The following is a 20881-nucleotide window of genomic DNA, read 5'->3' as shown; positions in this document are numbered from 1 at the left end:
CCGGGCGGGGGGCCCCCCGGGCGTGGGGGCGGGCGCGGGGCACGCCGGGGTGGGTGCGGCCGTTTAGCACCACGGGGGGGGGGCGCGGGGCGGGTTGTCACCCGCCCGGCGCCCTCTGCGCCGGATCGTCCGTGCCTACTGCTTGTTCACGATGACGGCCTGGACGGCGTTGCTGCCCGAGTCGTAGATCCCGATCACCTGCTGTCCGAAGGCGAAGGCCTCCTGGACCTCGTCATGGGTCACCTGGTTGGGGTTCACCAGGGGACGCCAGGCGTTGTTGATGAACAGGTAGAGGATCGACGGCTGGCCCGGCAGCGGGGTGACCACGTCCCAGAACTTCGTGGCCACGCCGCTCACCAGTGCCTGGCGCTCGACCGCGCTCGGCAGCACGAGCGGCTGGCCCAGCTGCTGTTGCTGCTGCCCACCGAGCTGGTGGAGCAGCTGCTGGAAGGGCTGCTGCTGGCCGAGCTGCTGGAGCTGCTGCTGCAGGTGCTGCGGAATCTGCTGCTGGCCGATGCCCTGCTGGCCGATCCCCTGCTGCCCGTACGGCTGCTGCATCTGCTGGCCGAAGGGCTGCTGCTGGCCGATGCCCTGCTGCTGCCCGAACGGCTGCTGCTGCCCCATGCCCTGCTCCTGCCCGTACGGCTGCGGGGGCGCCGTGCTCGGACCCTGCTGGCCCTGCTGTCCCTGGTACTGGCCTTGCTGCTGTCCCAGTTGGCTCATCTGCGGGGTGGTGCTCATGCGGGTGCCACCTTCCCTCATTGGTTGAGCGGGTGGTTGAGCGATTGGTTGAGCGTGGTTGAGTGCCGGTCGGATGTCGTCAGCCCGTGACGACCAGGCCGACAATCTCGTCGTCCGAGAACCAGACACGTACGTCGGGCCGTCCCCCCGCGAAGGCGGAGTGCACCGCCTGGCGGATCTCGGGGGTCGGGTTGTTGAGGTTTCGCCAGGCGCCGGACACGTAGAGCCGGAGCCTCGGCGGGAGTTCACGCGGATACGGCAGCAGTTCGTCCCAGTACCGCTCGGCCTGGCCCGAGCCGACCGCCTGCGGCAGCAGATGGGTGACCGCCGCCTTGATGTCCGGCCGGTTGCCGATCCGCTGGGAGGCGGGCCGGCCCGGCGCGTCCTGCTGCGGGGATCCGGTGGCCCGCAGCACCGCGTGCGCACGCTCCGGGGACATCGGCTGCTGACCCGCCGCCTTGAGCATGCCCTGCAGCGCGGCCAGGGTGCCGACCACCACCGGGGAGGCGGAGGAGGTCCCGGAGAACGTGTCCGTGTACCAGACGATCTCCTCGGCGCCGCCCTGCAGATCGCCGGGCCGGTCCCAGAAGCCGCCGGTGGTCGTGACCTCGCGTCCCCAGCCCTGCGCGTCCACGCGGGCCCCGTAGTTGGAGAACGCGAGCCGTGAGCGGTCGGGGCCGTGGTCGCGGCCGTGTGTGCCGGGCGGCGGTGCGCCCGCGCCGACCAGGACCGCCCCGGAGGACTGGTTGGAGGGGTTGAACGGGTTGCGCCACCACTCGGGGAACTCGGCCGGGCGGCGCTCGTACACCGCGTCGTCGAGCGATTCGGCGCCGTTGCCCGCGGCCGCCACGACGAGGACACCCTTGGCGGTCGCGTACCGGATGGCCGCGAAGTTGTCCGGCCACCACTCGACGGCTATGTAACCCTGCTGGTCGTCGCGCTGTTCGAAGTCGAACCGCGGCCCCGGTGCGTGCAGTTCGACGAGGATGACGTCGCCGGGGTTCAGCCGTTCCGCCGCCGTGTGGATCGCGGCGGCCGTGCCGAGGCCCTGGAAGGACGCGGCCGCGGTCACGGCGTCCGGCACGATGCCGGTGATCCCCCGCTCACCCTGGTCGCCGCCGATCACCCCGATGACGGCGGTGCCGTGGTTGCGCCAGGCCAGGTCCGCCAGCGGAGTGCCGACGACGACGCCCGCGAGCTTGGCGGCCAGGTCCTCGTGGCCGAACTGCCAGGCCCCCTCCACGTCGATCACCGTCACGCCCTGGCCCGTGCCGCCCGGCCGCTGCCAGGCCCAGTACGCGTCGATGCCCTCGGGCGCCGGACGCAGGTAGCCCTGGCGGCTGGTGAAGTCGGGCGTGACGGGCGCGCCTTCCTTCAGGCGCTGGCTGTCGTCCGAACTCTGCCCGACCGACCCCACCGAGGCGGGGACGGCGCCGGGCTTCACATACGCCGTGTCGATCTCCGGCAGTGCGGCGATCCGTGAGCGCAGTTCCTGGGCGCGGTCCTCGATGCCGCGCACCCGGTAGAAGAGCGCGAGGTCGGGTCCGCTCTCGGCGCTCGTCGCCGCGGACTGCCGCAGTCGCTCCTCGCTCCCGAACAGCGGTTCCAGGGCGAGCTGTTCGTCGCTGAGGAACATGTTGAGGGCCGATACGTCGGCGCCGGCCGCCGAACGGACGCCCTCGGCCCGGACACGGAGCCGGGCTTCGGGGCGTGCGACGACGATCAGCTCCTGCTCGGCTCCTCGGTAGGTGAATCCCGCTCCGTCGGGCCCCGGCCCGGATGTTCCCGGGCCCTGCGCCGGCTGTACCTGGTCGGTCATCGCGTACCGCTCCCTTCGATCCCTGCGGGTGCCGGTCCCTGCGTGTGCTCTGCCGTGCCCTGTGCTGGCCGTGCCCGTTCCGTGCTTGTCGCGGGACGACGCGGTGCCATGTCCCGTCACCGGGCCGCGCCTTCGGGGCACAACCTGGCACGCCCAGGGCGACTCGTCCACCCCGTGTTCGCCAACTCGGTTTGAAAACAAGTTGAATGGGGAACCCTGTGCAATACGTCCTGAAACAGATGTCACGCCGCAATCCGGCCAAAGGCTGCGGAGGCGGGTGTCATGTGAGGGGGTGGCAGCGGCTGTATCGGATCGCGCGGTCGGCACAGCGAGCCCGGCGATCTCACCGTCGCGGCGACCGACTGGCGCATGGGTGCCGGGCCCCGCCTTCACCGCCAACTGCATCGAGCAGTCGCCCCGATCACGGATCCGCGCTTCCGTATCTCCACGACGGTCGCGGCATGGCGGGGGCAGCCGTATCTGCCCGACGCGCGCCTTGACGCCGAGCCGGCGCCGGAGACGGAGTACGACGTGGGGGCGGTCGACCAGGTATGACGGCCGGCGGGCGGTGCGCCGCGCGCACCGCCCCCCGCTGCCTCAGTCCTCCGAGGAATCTCCGGAGGAGTCGTCGGAGGTGTCCTCAGGACCCTCGGCGTCGGGGTCGGCGTCCGTCTCGGGCCGCTGCGGCTTCGGCGGCCGGGTGCGCCCGCTCGGGCTGTCACGGAGGTACGAGGCGGGGTCGCCGCTCTCCGTGGCATGACCCCCGGCCTGCCCGGCCGGACCGCCGCCGTCCCGTCGGCGCAGATAGCGCTCGAACTCGCGGGCGATCGCCTCGCCCGACGCCTCCGGCAGCTCGGCGGTGTCCCGGGCCTCCTCCAGCGTCTGCACGTACTCGGCGACCTCGCTGTCCTCGGCGGCCAGCTGATCCACGCCCAGCTGCCAGGCCCGCGCGTCCTCGGGCAGCTCACCCAGCGGGATGCGGAGGTCGATGAGATCCTCCAGACGGTTCAGGAGGGCCAGCGTCGCCTTCGGGTTGGGCGGCTGCGACACATAGTGCGGTACGGCCGCCCACAGCGAGACGGCCGGTACGCCCGCGTGCGTGCACGCCTCCTGGAGGATGCCGACGATGCCCGTGGGGCCCTCGTACTTGGTCTCCTCCAGGTCCATCGTGCGGGCCAGGTCCGGGTCGGACGTGACCCCGCTGACCGGCACCGGACGTGTGTGCGGGGTGTCGCCGAGCAGGGCGCCCAGGATCACCACCAGCTCGACGCCCAGCTCGTGCGCGAAGCCGAGCAGTTCGTTGCAGAACGAGCGCCAGCGCATCGACGGCTCGATGCCACGGACCAGCACCAGGTCACGCGGCTTCTCGCCACCGACCCGGACCACCGACAGACGCGTGGTCGGCCAGGTGATCTTGCGCACGCCGCCGTCCAGCCACACGGTGGGACGGTTCACCTGGAAGTCGTAGTAGTCCTCGGCGTCCAGCGCCGCGAACACCTCGCCCTTCCATTCCCTGTCCAGATGCGCGACCGCGGTGGAGGCGGCGTCGCCGGCGTCGTTCCAGCCCTCGAACGCGGCCACCATGACTGGGTCGATCAGCTCGGGAACCCCCTCCAGCTCGATCACCCAGCGCCTCCTTCCGATGTGCCCTCGCGTACGCCCCAACCTTACGGCGTGCCGAGGGGGCCTCCGCAGCCCCCTTGCACGGGGGAGTGAACGGATCACTGCCCCGCCCAGGCCCCGGAAACACGCGCCGCCTCACAGCGTGCTGCGCAGCCACTGCTCCACGCTGGCGATGTGCACCGTCGCCCAGGACCTGGCCGCCTCCGGGTCACGGTCGCGCAGGGCGGACAGGATCGCGCGGTGCTCGTGCAGGGTGCGGCTGACCGCGTCCTCCTGCGTCAGGCCGCGCCAGATCCGGGCCCGGGTGGTGGGTCCGGACAGTCCGTCGAGGAGCGAGCACAGGACGGAGTTGCCGGAGCTCTGCACGATGCCCCGGTGGAAGTCCAGATCGGAGGCGACGAGTTCCTCCACGGACGGGGCGGCGCCGAGCTTGTCCAACTGGGAGGTCAGGGCGTCCAGTTGCTGCTCACTGATGCGGGAGGCCGCCATCGCCGTGGCCGCGGGCTCCAGGATGCGCCGCACGGCGAGGAACTCCAGGACGGTGTCGTCGCGGTGGAAGTCGACGACGAAGCTCAGCGCCTCCAGCAGGAGCTGCGGGTCCAGGCTGGTGACATACGTGCCGTCGCCCTGGCGCACGTCCAGGATGCGGATCAGCGACAGGGCGCGGACGGCCTCCCGAAGGGAGTTGCGGGACAGTCCGAGTTCGGCGGCGAGTTCGCTCTCCTTGGGCAGCCGGTCGCCGGGTCCCAGCGCGCCGGAGACGATCATCCCCTTGATCTTCTCGATCGCCTCGTCGGTGACTGCCATAGCGGGCCTCCCAGTCGCTCAGACATCCGATGTCTCAGCACATTATGGGGGTTCACTGAGCTGAGCAGGGAAGGGAATCCACAGCTCAGGCAAGTGCCTCCAGGTCCGCGAGCGCGCCGGCCCCGTCGAGCGTCGTGAGCGCCCGGTCCCGCATCAGGACGCGGCCGTCGACGATCGTGTCCCGTACCCAGGTGATCGCCGAGCCCCAGCGCGCGGGCGCCTTCGATGGTGGCCATGCGCACCGCCAGTCCGGCGCCGACCGGCGACATCCGAACTCCTCGGCCGCATGCGCCAGTTCGACGGCATTGCGTGGCGCGGTCGGAGCGTCGGGGCCGGACGGTACCGGCATGAGATCGAGCACGGAGAGGGGAACCGGCGACCTGCACACCCTCTCACTCCGGGACATTACGGGCGTATGTACGCGATATGGCGGCGTCCCTGACCAGCTCGGGAGACGCGAGAAGGGCGGCCCCGAAAGAGCCGCCCTTCGACGCGCGGTGCGTCACTTCTTGTCGAGCAGGTCCTGGACCTTGGACCGGACCTCGTCCGTGGCGAGGCCGCGGATCGTCAGCGTCGTACGGCGACGCAGCACGTCGTCCGCAGTCTCGGCCCACTCGTTGTCCCGGGCGTAGACGACCTGAGCCCAGATCTCCGGGGCGTCCGGGTGGACGCGCTCGCCGAGCGCGGGATCGTCGTTCGCCAGCCGGGCGATGTCGAAGGCGAGCGAGCCGTAGTGCGTGGCCAGGTGCCTGGCGGTGTCCGCCGCCATGCGCGGGCCCGGCGCCGGACCGTCGACCAGAAGTCGATGGGCGACCGCGCGGGGGTTGGCGACGCCGGGCAGCGGAAGCTTCTTCGGCAGCTCGGAGATCGGCTCGAAGTCCTCGCCCAGCGGGCGGCCCGGCAGCGCCTCCAGCTTCTTCATGACCGTACGGCCGATGTGCCGGAAGGTGGTCCACTTGCCGCCCGCGACGGAGAGCATCCCGCCACGGCCTTCCGTGACGACCGTCTCGCGCTTGGCCTTCGAGGTGTCGCCGGGTCCGCCGGGCAGCACCCGCAGACCGGCGAAGGAGTACGTGATCAGGTCACGGGAGAGCTGCTGGTCGCGGATGGAGAACGCGGCCTCGTCGAGTATCTGGGCTATGTCCTTCTCGTTGACCGCGACCTCGCCCGGGTCACCCTCGTACTCCTCGTCGGTGGTGCCGAGCAGCAGCATGTCCTCCCAGGGGAGGGCGAAGGTGATGCGGTACTTGTCGATCGGGGTGGCGAGCGCGGCCTTCCAGGGGGAGGTGCGCTTGAGGACCAGGTGCGCGCCCTTCGACAGGCGGATGGACGGCGCCGAGTTCGGGTCCTCCATCGTGCGCAGATGGTCGACCCAGGGTCCGGTGGCGTTGAGGACGAGGCGGGCGTCGACGCCGAACTCCTCGCCGTTGGTGCGGTCCTTGAGGTCCGCGCCCGTGACCCGGCCCCGGGTGAAGCGCAGGCCGGTCACCTCGGCGTGGTTGAGGACGACGGCACCCGACTCGACGGCCGCGCGGACCGTCATCAGGGCCATCCGGGAGTCGTTCATCTGGTCGTCGCCGTACACGGCGACGGCCTTCAGGTTGTCGGTGCGCAGCTCGGGCACGTCCTGCGCGGCCTTCGAGGGGCTCAGCAGGTGTCCGACGCCGTCGCCGAAACCCGACAGGGCGGAGTAGGCGAAGACGCCCGCTCCGAGCTTCGCCGCGCCGTGCGGCCCGCCCTTGTACACGGGGAGGTAGAACGTGAGCGGGTTCGCCAGGTGGGGAGCCACCTGCCGGGAGACCGCACGGCGCTCGAAGTGGTTCTCCGCCACCAGCTTCACCGCGCCGGTCTGCAGGTAGCGCAGACCGCCGTGGAGCAGCTTGGAGGAGGCGGAGGAGGTGGCGCCGGCGAAGTCGCCGGCGTCCACCAGGGCCACCCGCAGGCCCGACTGCGCGGCATGCCAGGCGGTGGAGATGCCCAGAATTCCGCCACCGATCACCAGGAGGTCGTATGCCGCCTTGGACAGCTGCTCCCGGGTTTCGGCGCGGCTCACTGCTTTGAAATTGAACGCAGCGGAGCCGTTGGCCGGGTGCGTCCCAAGAGCCGGGACACTCTGCAGGGTGGTCATTGCGTCTTACTCCTCGTCCTCGATCCAGCCCATGGTCCGCTCGACGGCCTTGAGCCAGCTCTTGTACTCACGGTCGCGGGTCTCCGCGGCCATGTTCGGGGTCCACTCGGCGGCCCGGCGCCAGTTGGCGCGCAGGTCCTCGGTGTTGGTCCAGAAGCCGACGGCGAGACCGGCGGCGTAGGCGGCGCCGAGGCAGGTGGTCTCGGCGACCATCGGGCGCACCACGGGGGCGTCCAGGACGTCGGCCAGGGTCTGCATCAGCAGGTTGTTGGAGGTCATGCCGCCGTCGACCTTGAGAGCCGTGAGCTCGACGCCGGAGTCCTTCGTCATGGCGTCGCTGACATCACGGGTCTGCCAGGCCGTGGCCTCCAGGACGGCGCGCGCGATGTGCGCCTTGGTGACGTACCGGGTGAGACCGGTGATCACACCACGGGCGTCCGGGCGCCAGTACGGGGCGAACAGACCGGAGAAGGCCGGCACGAAGTAGGCACCGCCGTTGTCCTCGACCGACGACGCGAGCGTCTCGATCTCGGCGGCGGACTTGATCAGGCCCATCTGGTCGCGCATCCACTGCACCAGCGAGCCGGTGACGGCGATGGAGCCCTCGAGGGCGTAGACCGGCGCCTGGTCGCCGATCCGGTAGCCGACCGTGGTCAGCAGGCCCGAGTACGAGTTGATGATCTTGTCACCGGTGTTCATCAGCATGAAGGTGCCGGTGCCGTACGTGGACTTGGCCTCGCCCTCGGAGAAACAGGTCTGGCCGAACAGGGCCGCCTGCTGGTCGCCGAGCGCCGAGGCGACCGGGATGCCGCCGAGCAGGTCGCCGAGCTTGCCGCCGGTGATCTCGCCGTACACCTCGGCGGAGGAACGGATCTCGGGCAGCATCGCCAGCGGGACGCCGATGGACTCGGCGATCTTCTCGTCCCACTCCAGGGTGTGCAGGTTCATCAGCATGGTGCGGGAGGCGTTGGTGACGTCGGTGACGTGCTTGCCGCCGTTGACACCGCCGGTCAGGTTCCAGATGACCCAGGTGTCCATGGTGCCGAAGAGGATGTCCCCGGCCTCGGCGCGCTCGCGCAGGCCCTCGACGTTGTCGAGCAGCCAGCGGGCCTTGGGGCCGGCGAAGTACGACGCGAGCGGCAGGCCGGTCTCGCGGCGAAAGCGGTCCTGGCCGACGTTGCGGCCGAGCTCCTTGCAGAGCGCGTCGGTGCGGGTGTCCTGCCAGACGAGGGCGTTGTGGACGGGCTCACCGGTGTTCTTGTCCCACAGCAGCGTGGTCTCGCGCTGGTTGGTGATGCCGATGGCCTTGATGTCGTCGCGGGTGATGCCGGCCTTCTCGATGGCCCCGGCGACGACCTCCTGGACGTTGGTCCAGATCTCGGCGGCGTTGTGCTCGACCCAGCCCGGCTTCGGGAAGATCTGCTCGTGCTCCTTCTGGTCGACGGAGACGATGCGTCCGTCGCGGTCGAAGACGATGCAGCGGGACGAGGTGGTGCCCTGGTCGATCGCGGCGATGAAGGGGCCGGCGGTGTGTGCGTCGGTCACGGTGTGCTCCTGAGGTTCCGTAGGAAAGGGGCTGTATCCACGGCGCGGTGCATTTCGCGGTGCTGTCGTGCGAGCGGCTCGTGAGGCTTGCTCACAGCGATGCTCTAGGCGAAGGCGACGTTGTATATGCCTGCTGCGATCGCGCCGCCGATGAGCGGACCGGCGACCGGGATCCAGGCGTAGCTCCAATCGGAACCACCCTTGTTGGGCAGGGGGAGCAGGGCGTGCACGATGCGCGGTCCGAGGTCACGGGCCGGGTTGATCGCGTAGCCCGTCGGGCCACCGAGGGAGAGGCCGATGCTGACCACCACGAGGGCGGTGATCAGGGCGCCCAGGGTGCCCAGGCCGTTGCCGTTGTCGTTCAGGCCCTGCGTGAGGACCGCGAGGACGAGTACGACGGTGCCGATGATCTCGGTGGCGAGGTTCTGCACCGCGTTACGGATCTCGGGGCCGGTGGAGAAGATGCCGAGCACGGGGCCGGCTCCGGTCTCCTGGGCCTCGACGGCCTTGGTCTTGGTGGCCTGCGCGCCCGGGCCGCCGACGATCTCGCGGTCGGTGAGGTGCGCGTGGAACTGGCCGTAGTAGGCGACCCAGACCAGAGTGGCACCGATCATGGCGCCGAGCAGCTGACCGCCCCAGTAGGTGGCGACGTTGCTGAAGTCGTTGTCCTTGATCGCGAGCGCGAGGGTCACGGCCGGGTTGAGGTGCGCACCGGAAAGCGGTGCCGAGATGTAGACCGCGGTCAGTACCGCGAAGCCCCACCCGAAGGTGATGGCGAGCCATCCGGCGTTGCGCGCCTTGGAGGCCTTCAGCGTGACGGCGGCGCACACGCCACCACCCAGCAGGATGAGCACGGCGGTACCGATGGTCTCGCCGATGAAGATGTCGGAGCTGGACACCCGCGACTCCTTTGTCCTTCGTCCAGGGGAAGCCGAACCCCGGGTCCCTCCGGTGGTTCGTGCTCTCGGGAAATGAGAGCGATACCGGCCCTTGGCGTTGTCACACTCTAGCGCGTATTGCCGGTAGGTGTTCGACAATGCCGACCGATGGACGGGAGTCTTGCCCCCGTCTTACCAGCTCGTCAAGGGTCCTGTTCTCGAAAACACGATCGTTATTGATCGCTGTGGTGTATCGATCTTGGGACGGCGGCGCACCGCGTCCGACCGGGCACTTCACGTGGTGGCGCGCCGGTGATCAGTCGCGTCGCGTGCGGCCGCGCGCACGCGAGAAAGGCCGGTACGTCGACGTCGACGTACCGGCCTTGGCTGTACGTGGTTCAAAACCGCCCGGCGCCCAGATCCCGTGACACCGCGCGGGCGCAGTCCCTTACCGCCGCGACCAGATCCGGGCGCAGCTCCCCGTCCTTGCAGACCCGCTCCACCGCCCCGGTGATGCCCACCGCGCCGACCGGCATCCGCCGCCGGTTGTAGATGGGGGCGGCCACGGAGGCGACGCCCGTCCAGGTCTCCTCGACGTCCTCCGCGAACCCGCGCGCGCGGGTCAGGTCGAGCACGCCCTCGAAATCGTCGAGCTCACTGACCGTGCGCGGCGTGAACGTCTTGCGCTCGGCCTCCAGGACCTCGCTGTGCGCCACCGGGTCGTACGCCGACAGGACCTTGCCCAGCGCCGAGGAGTGCAAGGGCTGCATGGCCCCGACCTCCAGCACCTGGCGGCTGTCGTCGGGCCGGAAGACATGGTGCACGATCAGCACGCCCTGCTGGTGCAGCACGCCCAGATAGACGCTCTCGCCACTGGAGCGGGCCAGATCGTCCGTCCACACCAGCGCGCGTGCCCGCAGTTCGTGCACGTCGAGGTAGGTGGTCCCGAGACGCAGCAGCTCGGCGCCCAGCTGATAGCGCCCGGAAGCCGTGTCCTGCTCGACGAACCCCTCCTGCTGAAGAGTGCGCAATATGCCGTGGGCCGTACCCTTGGCCAGGCCAAGCGAGGAGGCGATGTCCGACAGGCCGAGCTGCCGCTCGCCGCCCGCGAGCAGCCGCAGCATCGCCGCCGCCCGTTCGAGCGACTGGATGTTCCGTGCCATCGCCGTGCTGCCTCCGTCCCCTTGACCGCCGGCGCGCGATTCGCTGCCACCGTTCGGCATTGTCGAACCCTACCGTTCGTTGCGGAGCTCCCGCTAATGGGTGGTCGCCACATGTTCCGTCCGTCTTCACCCCGACGGCGCACACGCCACGACCCGTCCGCCCCGTGGACGCCCCTGACCCTTCGGCGGTGCTCCGGGCTACCCTGACGGCGTGCGTCTTCCATGGGAAGCGCAAAGCCGACAGCCGTCGCACTTCAGGGAGCACCTTCATGGCCTCGTCGCCGAACCCGTCCCTTTCGTCCGAGCTTGCCGAGAGCCGGAGGCGCGCAGATGCCCTCCGTGAGGCCCTCGCCACCCGTGTCGTGGTGGCCGACGGAGCGATGGGCACCATGCTCCAGGCGCAGGATCCGACGCTGGAGGACTTCGAGAACCTCGAGGGCTGCAACGAGATCCTGAACGTCACCCGCCCCGACATCGTCCGCTCCGTGCACGAGGCGTACTTCGAGGTGGGCGTCGACTGCGTCGAGACCAACACGTTCGGATCAAACCACTCGGCGGCCAACGAGTACGAGATCGCCGACCGGATCTTCGAGCTGTCCGAGGCGGGCGCCCGGATAGCCCGTGAGGTCGCCGACGAGTTCGACGCCAAGGACGGCAGGCAGCGCTGGGTCCTCGGCTCGATCGGCCCGGGCACGAAGCTGCCGTCGCTCGGCCACATCGCGTACGACGTCCTGCGTGACGGCTACCAGCAGAACGCCGAGGGCCTGATCGCCGGTGGCGCGGACGCCCTGATCGTGGAGACCACGCAGGACCTGCTGCAGACCAAGGCAAGTCTGATCGGCGCGCGCCGCGCGATGGACGCCCTGGGCCTGAGCGTGCCGCTGATCTGTTCGCTCGCCTTCGAGACCACGGGTGTGATGCTGCTCGGCTCGGAGATCGGCGCGGCGCTGACCGCCCTGGAGCCGCTCGGCATCGACCTGATCGGCCTGAACTGCTCGACGGGCCCGGCCGAGATGAGCGAGCACCTGCGCTATCTGGCCCGCCACTCGCGTACGCCGCTGATGTGCATGCCGAACGCGGGCCTGCCCGTGCTCACCAAGGACGGCGCGTACTTCCCGCTGACCGCGCCCGAGATGGCCGACGCGCAGGAGAACTTCGTACGCGACTACGGCCTGTCGCTGGTCGGCGGCTGCTGCGGCTCCACGCCCGAACACCTGCGGCAGGTCGTCGAGCGCGTCGGCGGCATCGCCCCGGGCCGGCGCACCCCGCAGCCCGAGCCGGGCGCCGCCTCCCTCTACCAGACCGTCCCGTTCCGCCAGGACACCGCCTATATGGCGATCGGCGAGCGCACCAACGCCAACGGGTCGAAGAAGTTCCGCGAGGCCATGCTGGAGGGCCGCTGGGACGACTGTGTGGAGATGGCCCGCGACCAGATCCGCGAGGGCGCGCACATGCTCGACCTCTGCGTCGACTACGTCGGCCGGGACGGCGTCGCGGACATGAAGGAGCTGGCCGGACGCTTCGCCACCGCCTCCACGCTGCCGATCGTCCTTGACTCCACCGAGGTCGACGTTCTGCGCGCCGGACTGGAGAAGCTCGGTGGCCGGGCCGTCATCAACTCCGTCAACTACGAGGACGGCGACGGCCCCGAGTCCCGGTTCGCGAAGGTCACCCGTCTCGCGCAGGAGCACGGCGCCGCGCTGATCGCGCTGACCATCGACGAGGAGGGCCAGGCCCGTACCGTCGAGACCAAGCTCGCCATCGCCGAGCGGCTCATCGAGGACCTGACGACGAACTGGGGCATCCACGAGTCGGACATCCTCATCGACTGCCTCACCTTCACGATCTGCACGGGTCAGGAGGAGTCCCGCAAGGACGGCATCGCGACGATCGAGGCGATCCGCGAGCTCAAGCGCCGCCGCCCGGACGTCCAGACCACCCTCGGTCTGTCCAACATCTCCTTCGGCCTCAACCCGGCCGCCCGCATCCTGCTCAACTCGGTCTTCCTGGACGAGTGCGTGAAGGCGGGCCTGGACTCGGCGATCGTGCACGCCTCGAAGATCCTGCCGATCGCCCGCTTCGACGAGGAGCAGGTCACCACGGCGCTCGACCTCATCTACGACCGTCGTGCCGAGGGCTACGATCCCCTCCAGAAGCTGATGGCCCTGTTCGAGGGCGCCACCACCAAGTCGCTGAAGGCGGGCAAGGCCGAGGAGCTGGCCGCGCTGCCGCTGAACGAGCGGCTCAAGCGGCGGATCATCGACGGCGAGAAGAACGGGCTCGAGAGGGACCTGGACGACGCCCTGGCCGAGCGTCCCGCGCTCGACATCGTCAACGAGACGCTGCTGGACGGCATGAAGGTGGTCGGCGAGCTGTTCGGCTCGGGCCAGATGCAGCTGCCGTTCGTGCTCCAGTCCGCCGAGGTCATGAAGGCGGCCGTGGCCTACCTCGAACCCCATATGGAGAAGTCGGACGCCGAGGGCAAGGGCACCATCGTGCTCGCCACCGTGCGCGGCGACGTGCACGACATCGGCAAGAACCTCGTCGACATCATCCTGTCCAACAACGGCTACAACGTCGTCAACCTCGGCATCAAGCAACCGGTCTCCGCGATCCTGGACGCCGCCGCGGAGCACCGGGCCGACGTCATCGGCATGTCAGGCCTGCTGGTCAAGTCCACGGTGATCATGAAGGAGAACCTGGAGGAGCTGAACCAGCGCGGCCTGTCCGCCGACTACCCGGTGATCCTCGGCGGCGCGGCGCTGACGAGGGCGTACGTCGAGCAGGACCTGTACGAGATCTACCAGGGCGAGGTCCGCTACGCCCGGGACGCCTTCGAGGGCCTGCGGCTGATGGACGCGCTGATCGGCGTCAAGCGCGGGGTGCCCGGAGCCGCGCTTCCGGAGCTGAAGCAGCGCCGGGTGCGGGCCACGGCCGACACGGTGATCGAGGAACGCCCCGAAGAGGGGCATGTCCGCTCCGACGTCGGCGTCGACAACCCCGTACCCGAGCCGCCGTTCTGGGGCACCCGCGTCATCAAGGGCATCCAGCTCAAGGAGTACGCCTCCTGGCTGGACGAGGGCGCCCTGTTCAAGGGGCAATGGGGTCTCAAGCAGGCGCGCACGGGCGACGGGCCGACGTACGACGAACTGGTCGAGAGCGAGGGCCGGCCGCGGCTGCGCGGGCTGCTGGACAAGCTGCAGACCGAGAACCTGCTGGAGGCGGCCGTGGTCTACGGCTACTTCCCGTGTGTGTCCAAGGACGACGACCTGATCATCCTGGACGAGCAGGGCAACGAGCTGACCCGCTTCACCTTCCCGCGCCAGCGCCGTGGCCGCCGGCTGTGCCTGGCCGACTTCTTCCGTCCGGAGGAGTCGGGCGAGACGGACGTCGTCGGCCTCCAGGTCGTCACCGTGGGCTCGCGGATCGGCGAGGAGACCGCCAAGCTCTTCGAGTCCAACGCCTACCGCGACTACCTCGAGCTGCACGGTCTGTCCGTTCAGCTGGCCGAGGCACTCGCCGAGTACTGGCACGCGCGTGTGCGCTCCGAACTCGGCTTCGCCGGCGAGGACCCGGCCTCCGTCGAGGACATGTTCGCCCTCAAGTACCGCGGCGCCCGCTTCTCGCTCGGCTACGGCGCCTGCCCCAACCTGGAGGACCGGGCCAAGATCGCCCGACTGCTCGAGCCCGAGCGCATCGGTGTCCACCTCTCCGAGGAGTTCCAGCTCCACCCGGAGCAGTCCACGGACGCGATCGTCATCCATCACCCGGAGGCGAAGTACTTCAACGCACGGTGACGCGTCACGGCGCACACTGATCGGATACGTCGTACACTGGTCGGTCCACCGCAGGCCGGTTGCCCTTCTGTGCAAAACAGGGCGACCGGCCTGATCGTCCCTCAAGGAGGTGCGCCCGGATGACCAGTACGGTCCCCGCGCTCGGAACCCGTACGGCCGAAGGCTCAGCTTTGCAGGCCGTGCTCCTGGATATGGACGGCACCCTGGTGGACACCGAGGGCTTCTGGTGGGACGTGGAGGTCGAGGTCTTCCGGGCCCTCGGCCACACGCTCGACGAGTCCTGGCGTCACGTGGTGGTCGGCGGCCCGATGACCCGCAGTGCCGGTTTCCTCATCGAGGCCACCGGAGCCGACATCCCCCTCGCCGAGCTGACCGTGCTGCTCAACGACGGGTTCGAGGACCGTATCGGCCGCTCGCTGCCGCTGATGCCGGGCGCGGCGAGACTCCTCGCGGAGCTCGCGGCGCACGAGATCCCCACCGCCCTGGTCTCCGCCTCGCACCGGCGGATCATCAACCGCATCCTGAGCTCGGTCGGCCCTCAGTACTTCGCGCTGACCGTCGCGGGGGACGAGGTGGAGCGGACCAAGCCGTTCCCCGATCCGTATCTGCTCGCGGCCGCGGGGCTCGGCGCGGATCCGGCCAGATGCGCCGTCATCGAGGACACCGCCACAGGGGTCGCCGCCGCGGAGGCAGCCGGCTGCCAGGTGGTCGCCGTACCCTCGGTCGCGCCCATCGCCCCGGCCGCCGGGCGCACGGTGGTCAGCTCCCTCGAAGAGGTCGACCTCCCTTTTCTCCGCGGCTTGATGACGCACATGCGCTAGGCGTTCACCGAGCGTGCGGAGCGAATACGCCGAATAACCGGAAGGTTTCCCAAGGTAACCATGCGTGGCCTGCCCGGGAAATTCATTCCGTCGGACGGGTGGCTGAATTCCAGTACTTGCCAAGCCCGTTGAGAGTGTGACGTTCGCCACTCCGTGGGGGGTCGACAACGCACCCGACATGTGCCGCCACCCCCCATTCGCAGGTGACTGGCGTGCCCTTGTGTCCTGATTGGTGGAATCCTGCACTAATCCTTCCACTGTCGGGTTATCGGTGCGTCCGCGCCCGGTTTCGCAGCGTGAGGGGAGCTCAACTCCGGTACCTGCGGGCCGCCGTGGTGGTGCGGACTAATGTCATCGAGAGAACATCGCCGTACCCCGTGACCCGCAGCGCCACCCCTGCATGCCGGGTTCGCGGAATCTACAGCTCTGGAGAAACTCGAGCATGAACCGCAAGACTTTGGTGCTGCCGGCCGTGATCGGCCTGCTCGCCCCGGTACTCGCCGCTTGTGGCGGGTCCAACAGCGGGAGCAGCAGCGGCGATGCCATCGTTGTCGGCACCACGGACCGGTTCACCAAGTCGGCGGACGCCCCGGCTCCGCTGGACCCGGCGTACGCGTACGACGTCGGCACCTGGAACATCCTCCGCCAGACGGTGCAGACCCTGATGGTCCAGCCCCGCGGCGACGGCCAGCCGGAGCCCGAGGCCGCCGAGAAGTGCGGTTTCAGCGACACCGGCAACGAGCGCTACTCCTGCACGCTGCGCAAGGACCTGAAGTTCTCCAACGGCGACCCCGTCACCGCGAAGGACGTCAAGTTCTCGATCGACCGTGCGATGTCGCTCAAGGCGGACAGTGGTGTGTTCGCGCTGCTGTCCACCATCGACACCATCGAGACGCAGGGCGACAGTGAGGTGATCTTCCACCTCAAGACCGCGGACGCCACCTTCCCGTTCAAGCTGTCGACCCCGGTCGCCGGCATCGTGAACCCCAAGGATTACGAGAAGGGCAAGCTCCGCGACGGATTCGACGTGGACGGCTCCGGACCGTACACCCTGGAGTCCCAGGTCAAGAACAACGAGATCGTCAAGGCCGTCTTCACCAAGAACCCCAATTACAAGGGGCAGTTGAAGGTGAAGAACAGCAAGGTCGAGATGCGCTCCTACGCGAGCGCCGACGCCATGGGCACCGCGCTCCAAAAGGGCGACATCGACCTGATGACCCGCTCGATGACGCCGGCCCAGATCAACAAGCTCGGAAGCGCCACGGACAGCAATATCGACCTGGTCGAGATGCCGGGCCTGGAGATTCGCTACCTGGCCTTCAACACCGATGCCACGTCGGTGAAGAGCAAGGCGGTCCGCGAGGCGATGGCCCAGCTCGTCAACCGCGGCGAACTCGTCTCCAAGGTGTACGGCTCCCAGGCCGAGCCGCTCTACTCGCTGGTCCCGGCCACCATCACCGGCCACTCCAACTCGTTCTTCAACAAGTACGGCGACCCGAGCGTCACCAAGGCCAAGTCGCTGCTTGCCAAGGCGAACATCACCACCCCGGTGAAGCTCACCCTGCACTACACGACCGACCACTACGGCACGGCCACCCAGCAGGAGTTCGAGGTGCTGAAGAAGCAGCTCAACGCGAGTGGCCTCTTCGACGTCAGCATCAGCGGTACGGCCTGGGCCAAGTTCGTCCCGGCCGAGCGGGCGGGCGACTACGACGTCTGGGGCATGGGCTGGTTCCCCGACTTCCCGGACGCCGACAACTACCTGGCGCCGTTCCTCGACAAGGACAACTTCCTCAAGTCGCCGTACACGAACAGCCAGATCATCAACAACCTGATCCCGGAGTCCCGGCGCGAGGCCGACCGCCTCACGGCGTCGAAGAGCCTCACCGACATCCAGGACATCGTGGCCGATGATGTCCCGTTGCTGCCCCTGTGGCAGGGTAAGCAGTACATCGCCACGCGGGACGACATCACCGGTGCGGAGTGGGCGCTCAACTCCTCTTCGACCCTGCAGTTGTGGGAACTCGGCCGCGGCGTGAGCGGCTGACCGACCTTCCAGCCCCGGGGCCGGGACGGCTCCGGGCCCCTGGAACCCGACGACAAGGCACACGCACGTGAACATGCGCACCCAGTGGCCGGTCCTGCCGATCGTGGCGGGGCTGGCCTCCGGCCTGTTGACCGGATGCGGCTCGGATACGGGCGGCTCGGGGGGCTCCGGCTCCATAGTGATGGGGATGTCCGACGACGTCCTGGCCACCGACCCGGCATCCGGCTATGACCCCGGATCCTGGCTGTTGTTCAACAACGTCTTCCAGTCGCTGCTCAGTTTCCCCAACGGCGGCACCGAACCGGAGCCCGAGGGGGCTAAGGAGTGCGCGTTCACGGACACCGCCACCACGGTGTTCAAGTGCACGCTGCGGGACGGGCTGAAGTTCAGCAACGGTGACGCGCTCACCTCGAAGGACGTCAAGTTCTCCTTCGACCGCATGCTGAAGATCAACGACGACGCCGGTCCCGCGATCATGTTCCCCATGCTCGATACGGTGCAGACACCGGACGCGAAGACTGTCGTCTTCAGGCTCAAGTACGCCGACGCCACCTTCCCGAGCAAGATAGCCTCCGGCGCGGGCTCGATCGTGGACCACCAGCAGTACTCCGCGGACGGCCTGCGAAAGGACGACCAGGCCGTCGGTTCCGGCCCCTACAAGCTGGACTCGTTCGGCAAGGACAAGGCCGTCTTCTCCGTCAACAGCGGCTACCAGGGCACCGCCAAGGTGAAGAACTCCGGCATGACGCTGAAGTTCTTCCACGGCGACCAGGCCGGCCTGAAGAAGGCGCTGGTGAGCGGCAAGATCGACCTCGCCTACCGAGGTCTCGCGGCCGACGACATCGCGGACATCGTGAACGGCACCCAGACCGGCGGGGGCATGAACGTCGTCGAGGGCACCAGCGCCGAGGTGCAGCACCTGGTCTTCAACATGGACGACCCGGTGGCGGGCAAGCTCGGCGTGCGCAAGGCCATCGCCTACCTCCTCGACCGCGACGCCCTGGTGAACGAGGTCTACCAGGACACCGCGACCCCGCTGTACTCGATCATCCCGGCCGGCATCACCGGCCACAACACGTCCTTCTTCGACACCTACGGCGCCCGCCCCTCACGCTCCAAGGCCCAGGCCGCGCTGCGCGCCGACGGCATCACCGGCAAGGTGAGGCTGACGCTCTGGTCGACGCCGTCACGCTACGGTCCCTCCACCGACCAGGAGTTCAAGGCGATCGCCAAACAGCTCAACGCCAGCGGGCTGTTCGAGGCGAGCGTGAAGTCCGTCGCCTACAGCCAGTACGAGAAGGACATCGCCAAGGGCAAGTACGGCGTGTACGTGAAGGGTTGGGTCCCGGACTACCCGGACCCGGACAACTTCACGGCGCCCTTCTTCGGCAAGGGCAACGTGCTGAGCAACAACTTCACCAACAGCACGATCACCGGCGACCTCATCCCGAAGACGGCCGCCGAGAGCGACCGCTCCTCGACCGACGCCGACTACGGCAAGCTCCAGGACCTGGTGGCGAACGAACTGCCGGTCATCCCGATCTGGCAGGCCAAGCAGTACGCCGTCGTCCGCGACAACGTCTACGGCCTGGAGTACTGCCTCGACGCGTCGACCGTCTTCCGCTTCTGGGAGATCAGCAAGGACTGATCCCGGCGGTACGTACGCGGAGGGCGCCCTCTTCCTGAAGGGGGCGCCCTCTGTTGCCTCTGTGGATCTGCTGCGCGTGTCTACTGCGCGCCGGGGCGCACCAACCCGCTCTCGTACGCGTACACCGCTGCCTGGACCCGGTCGCGCAGGCCCAGTTTGGTCAGGACGTGGCCCACATGGGTCTTGACCGTGGTCTCGCTGACGAAGAGGTCGGCCGCGATCTCCGCGTTCGACAGGCCGCGCGCCACCAGCTTCAGCACCTCGACCTCCCGCTCGGTCAGTGTGTGCAAGGTGTCCGGAACCGGCTCGTCGCCGGACGGCAGATGGCCGGCGTACTTGTCGAGCAGCCGGCGCGTGATGCTCGGCGCGAGCATCGCCTCGCCCGCCGCGACCACCCGGATCGCCTGCACCAGCTCATCGGCGGGCGCGTCCTTGAGGAGGAAGCCGCTGGCGCCCGCGCGCAGCGCCTCCACCACGTACTCGTCGAGGTCGAACGTCGTCAGGACGAGGACCTTCGCCGGGCCGTCCCGGCCGGGGCCGGTGATCTGCCGGGTCGCCTCGACGCCGTCCATCCGGGGCATACGGATGTCCATCAGAACCACATCGGGCTGCAGGGCCCGTACCTGATCGAGTGCCTGGAGACCGTCACCGGCCTCGCCGACGACCGCAAGTTCCTGCTCCGCTTCCAGAATCATCCGGAAGCCGGTACGCAGCAGCGGCTGGTCGTCGACCAGTAGGACGCGGATGGCCACGTAAGTCTCCTTCGCTAGTCCGGCCCCATTCTGCCCTGCTCGGTGGCGCTGGACTCCGGCGCCCTGACGGGGAGTGGATACGGCGGGGGAGTACCGCCGAATTCCGGACATACCGACTGGTGGTCGCACCAGCCGCACAGCTTCGTGGGCCGCGGCCGCCAGACGCCCGTCTCGGTGGCCTGGCGGATCGCGTCCCACAGGGTGAGCAGCTTGCGCTCGACACGCTCCAGGTCCGCGATCACCGGGTCGTACGTCAGCACGTCGCCGCTGCCGAGATAGACGAGCTGGAGCCGGCGCGGGACCACCTGCTTCAGCCGCCACACCACCAGGGCGTAGAACTTCATCTGGAACAGGGCGCCTTCGGCGTACTCGGGCCGTGGCGCCTTGCCGGTCTTGTAGTCGACGATCCGTACCTCGCCCGTCGGGGCCACGTCGACCCGGTCGATGATGCCGCGCAACTTCAGCCCGGAATCCAGCTGGGCCTCGACGAACAGCTCCCGCTCGGCGGGTTCGAGCCGGGTGGGGTCCTCGAGCGTGAACCAGCGCTCCACCAACTGCTCGGCCTCGGTGAGCCAGCGCGCCAGCCGCTCGCCCTCCGGGTCTTCGGCGAACAGCTCCACGACCTCCGGCCTGCTCTCCCGCAGCCGGTCCCACTGGCCGGGGATCAGCGACTTTGCGCGCGGCGCCGTCCGCTCCGTCGCGGGGGCGTCGAAGAGCCGCTCCAGCACCGCGTGCACCAGCGTGCCGCGTGTCGCCGCCTCGCTCGGCTTCTCGGGGAGCTTGTCGATCACCCGGAACCGGTAGAGCAGCGGGCACTGCATGAAGTCACTGGCCCGCGAGGGCGACAGCGACGCGGGCGCCACGGCAGCCGCGACCACTTCGGCCACGTCAGCAGCGGGCCCGCTGGGCTCGCCCGCGCCACCGACGCCGGGCTCGGTCGCGCCGCCCCCGTTGGGCTGGGCCGAGACGGCTTCGCCGGGCTCGGCCGCGCCGCCGACGCCGGTCTCGGTCGCGCCGCCGTCGCTCGCCTCGGCCGGGACGTCCCCGCTGGGCTCGCCTGCGCCGTCGCTCGCCTCGGAAGGGACGGCTCCGCCCGGTTCGCCCGCGTCAGG

General features: G+C 69.2%; 15 protein-coding genes and 1 pseudogene. 5 read left to right on the top strand and 11 right to left on the bottom strand.

The annotated features are described in order from the left end of the window. Positions 1 to 135: 135 nt before the first annotated feature. Together AB0D27_RS35980 and AB0D27_RS35975 are read right to left on the bottom strand one after the other, a co-directional pair. Entirely contained in the window at positions 136 to 741 is a 606-nt protein-coding gene (locus AB0D27_RS35980) for a hypothetical protein (protein ID WP_362517020.1), read from the bottom strand. Between the two features lie 79 nt (positions 742 to 820). Then, positions 821 to 2560 carry a S8 family peptidase gene (locus AB0D27_RS35975; RefSeq protein WP_362517017.1) on the bottom strand — a complete coding sequence of 580 codons (1740 nt, stop codon included), beginning with the start codon at positions 2558 to 2560 and terminating at the stop codon, positions 821 to 823. Between the two features lie 369 nt (positions 2561 to 2929). Between AB0D27_RS35975 and AB0D27_RS35970 the strand changes: the two genes are divergently transcribed. Then, a complete protein-coding gene (locus tag AB0D27_RS35970) occupies positions 2930 to 3115 on the top strand; it encodes a hypothetical protein (RefSeq protein WP_362517014.1) in 186 nt (61 codons plus the stop codon). Between the two features lie 42 nt (positions 3116 to 3157). On the opposite strand, the gene AB0D27_RS35965 is transcribed toward AB0D27_RS35970, so the two are convergent. The 7 genes and pseudogenes from AB0D27_RS35965 to AB0D27_RS35935 form a co-directional block, all read right to left on the bottom strand. After that, a complete protein-coding gene (locus AB0D27_RS35965) occupies positions 3158 to 4186 on the bottom strand; it encodes a PAC2 family protein (RefSeq protein WP_362517013.1) in 1029 nt (342 codons plus the stop codon). 132 nt (positions 4187 to 4318) lie between these two features. Further along, positions 4319 to 4990, bottom strand: coding sequence for a FadR/GntR family transcriptional regulator (locus AB0D27_RS35960; RefSeq protein WP_362517010.1), 672 nt, complete (start codon positions 4988 to 4990; stop codon positions 4319 to 4321). 85 nt (positions 4991 to 5075) lie between these two features. Beyond that, positions 5076 to 5256 (bottom strand): annotated as a pseudogene (locus AB0D27_RS35955) (amidohydrolase); the annotation flags it as partial. Positions 5257 to 5492: 236 nt separating this feature from the next. Beyond that, entirely contained in the window at positions 5493 to 7118 is a 1626-nt protein-coding gene (locus AB0D27_RS35950; RefSeq protein WP_362517007.1) for a glycerol-3-phosphate dehydrogenase/oxidase, read from the bottom strand. 6 nt (positions 7119 to 7124) lie between these two features. Then, a complete protein-coding gene (gene glpK, locus AB0D27_RS35945; RefSeq protein ID WP_362517005.1) occupies positions 7125 to 8663 on the bottom strand; it encodes a glycerol kinase GlpK in 1539 nt (512 codons plus the stop codon). A gap of 104 nt (positions 8664 to 8767) precedes the next feature. Continuing rightward, positions 8768 to 9562 carry an MIP/aquaporin family protein gene (locus AB0D27_RS35940; protein ID WP_362517002.1) on the bottom strand — a complete coding sequence of 265 codons (795 nt, stop codon included), beginning with the start codon at positions 9560 to 9562 and terminating at the stop codon, positions 8768 to 8770. A 377-nt stretch (positions 9563 to 9939) separates the two neighbouring features. Continuing rightward, positions 9940 to 10704 carry an IclR family transcriptional regulator gene (locus tag AB0D27_RS35935; RefSeq protein WP_362516999.1) on the bottom strand — a complete coding sequence of 255 codons (765 nt, stop codon included), beginning with the start codon at positions 10702 to 10704 and terminating at the stop codon, positions 9940 to 9942. Between the two features lie 269 nt (positions 10705 to 10973). Between AB0D27_RS35935 and metH the strand changes: the two genes are divergently transcribed. The 4 genes from metH (at position 10974) to AB0D27_RS35915 (ending at position 19017) form a co-directional block, all read left to right on the top strand. Next, positions 10974 to 14501, top strand: coding sequence for a methionine synthase (gene metH / locus AB0D27_RS35930; RefSeq protein ID WP_362516996.1), 3528 nt, complete (start codon positions 10974 to 10976; stop codon positions 14499 to 14501). Between the two features lie 119 nt (positions 14502 to 14620). After that, entirely contained in the window at positions 14621 to 15322 is a 702-nt protein-coding gene (locus tag AB0D27_RS35925; protein ID WP_362516993.1) for an HAD family phosphatase, read from the top strand. 442 nt (positions 15323 to 15764) lie between these two features. Then, positions 15765 to 17369, top strand: a complete 1605-nt coding sequence (locus tag AB0D27_RS35920) for an ABC transporter substrate-binding protein (protein ID WP_362516990.1) — start codon at positions 15765 to 15767, stop codon at positions 17367 to 17369. A 67-nt stretch (positions 17370 to 17436) separates the two neighbouring features. After that, complete coding sequence (locus AB0D27_RS35915; RefSeq protein WP_362516988.1) at positions 17437 to 19017, top strand: ABC transporter substrate-binding protein; 1581 nt, start codon at positions 17437 to 17439, stop codon at positions 19015 to 19017. 80 nt (positions 19018 to 19097) lie between these two features. Here the strand turns inward: AB0D27_RS35915 and AB0D27_RS35910 are convergent, their stop codons facing one another. Both AB0D27_RS35910 and AB0D27_RS35905 read right to left on the bottom strand, forming a co-directional pair. Then, positions 19098 to 19769, bottom strand: coding sequence for a response regulator transcription factor (locus AB0D27_RS35910; protein ID WP_362516985.1), 672 nt, complete (start codon positions 19767 to 19769; stop codon positions 19098 to 19100). Between the two features lie 14 nt (positions 19770 to 19783). Then, positions 19784 to 20656, bottom strand: coding sequence for a RecB family exonuclease (locus AB0D27_RS35905; RefSeq protein WP_362517027.1), 873 nt, complete (start codon positions 20654 to 20656; stop codon positions 19784 to 19786). Between the last annotated feature and the right edge of the window lie 225 nt (positions 20657 to 20881).

Source organism: Streptomyces sp. NPDC048415 (assembly GCF_040651675.1).
In the GTDB taxonomy this organism is placed as follows: Bacteria; Actinomycetota; Actinomycetes; order Streptomycetales; family Streptomycetaceae; genus Streptomyces.
The sequence above is the reverse complement of the archived record's forward strand: the minus strand, read 5'-3'. Positions and strand labels throughout refer to the sequence as shown.

Excerpts from the sequence above, each read along its gene's own strand:
- AB0D27_RS35950 (WP_362517007.1), bottom strand. The coding sequence starts at position 7,118 with ATGACCACCCTGCAGAGTGTCCCGGCTCTTGGGACGCACCCGGCCAAC.
- metH (WP_362516996.1), top strand. The coding sequence starts at position 10,974 with ATGGCCTCGTCGCCGAACCCGTCCCTTTCGTCCGAGCTTGCCGAGAGC.
- AB0D27_RS35980 (WP_362517020.1), bottom strand. The coding sequence starts at position 741 with ATGAGCACCACCCCGCAGATGAGCCAACTGGGACAGCAGCAAGGCCAG.
- AB0D27_RS35935 (WP_362516999.1), bottom strand. The coding sequence starts at position 10,704 with ATGGCACGGAACATCCAGTCGCTCGAACGGGCGGCGGCGATGCTGCGG.
- AB0D27_RS35970 (WP_362517014.1), top strand. The coding sequence starts at position 2,930 with ATGGGTGCCGGGCCCCGCCTTCACCGCCAACTGCATCGAGCAGTCGCC.
- AB0D27_RS35960 (WP_362517010.1), bottom strand. The coding sequence starts at position 4,990 with ATGGCAGTCACCGACGAGGCGATCGAGAAGATCAAGGGGATGATCGTC.
- AB0D27_RS35975 (WP_362517017.1), bottom strand. The coding sequence starts at position 2,560 with ATGACCGACCAGGTACAGCCGGCGCAGGGCCCGGGAACATCCGGGCCG.
- AB0D27_RS35925 (WP_362516993.1), top strand. The coding sequence starts at position 14,621 with ATGACCAGTACGGTCCCCGCGCTCGGAACCCGTACGGCCGAAGGCTCA.
- AB0D27_RS35920 (WP_362516990.1), top strand. The coding sequence starts at position 15,765 with ATGAACCGCAAGACTTTGGTGCTGCCGGCCGTGATCGGCCTGCTCGCC.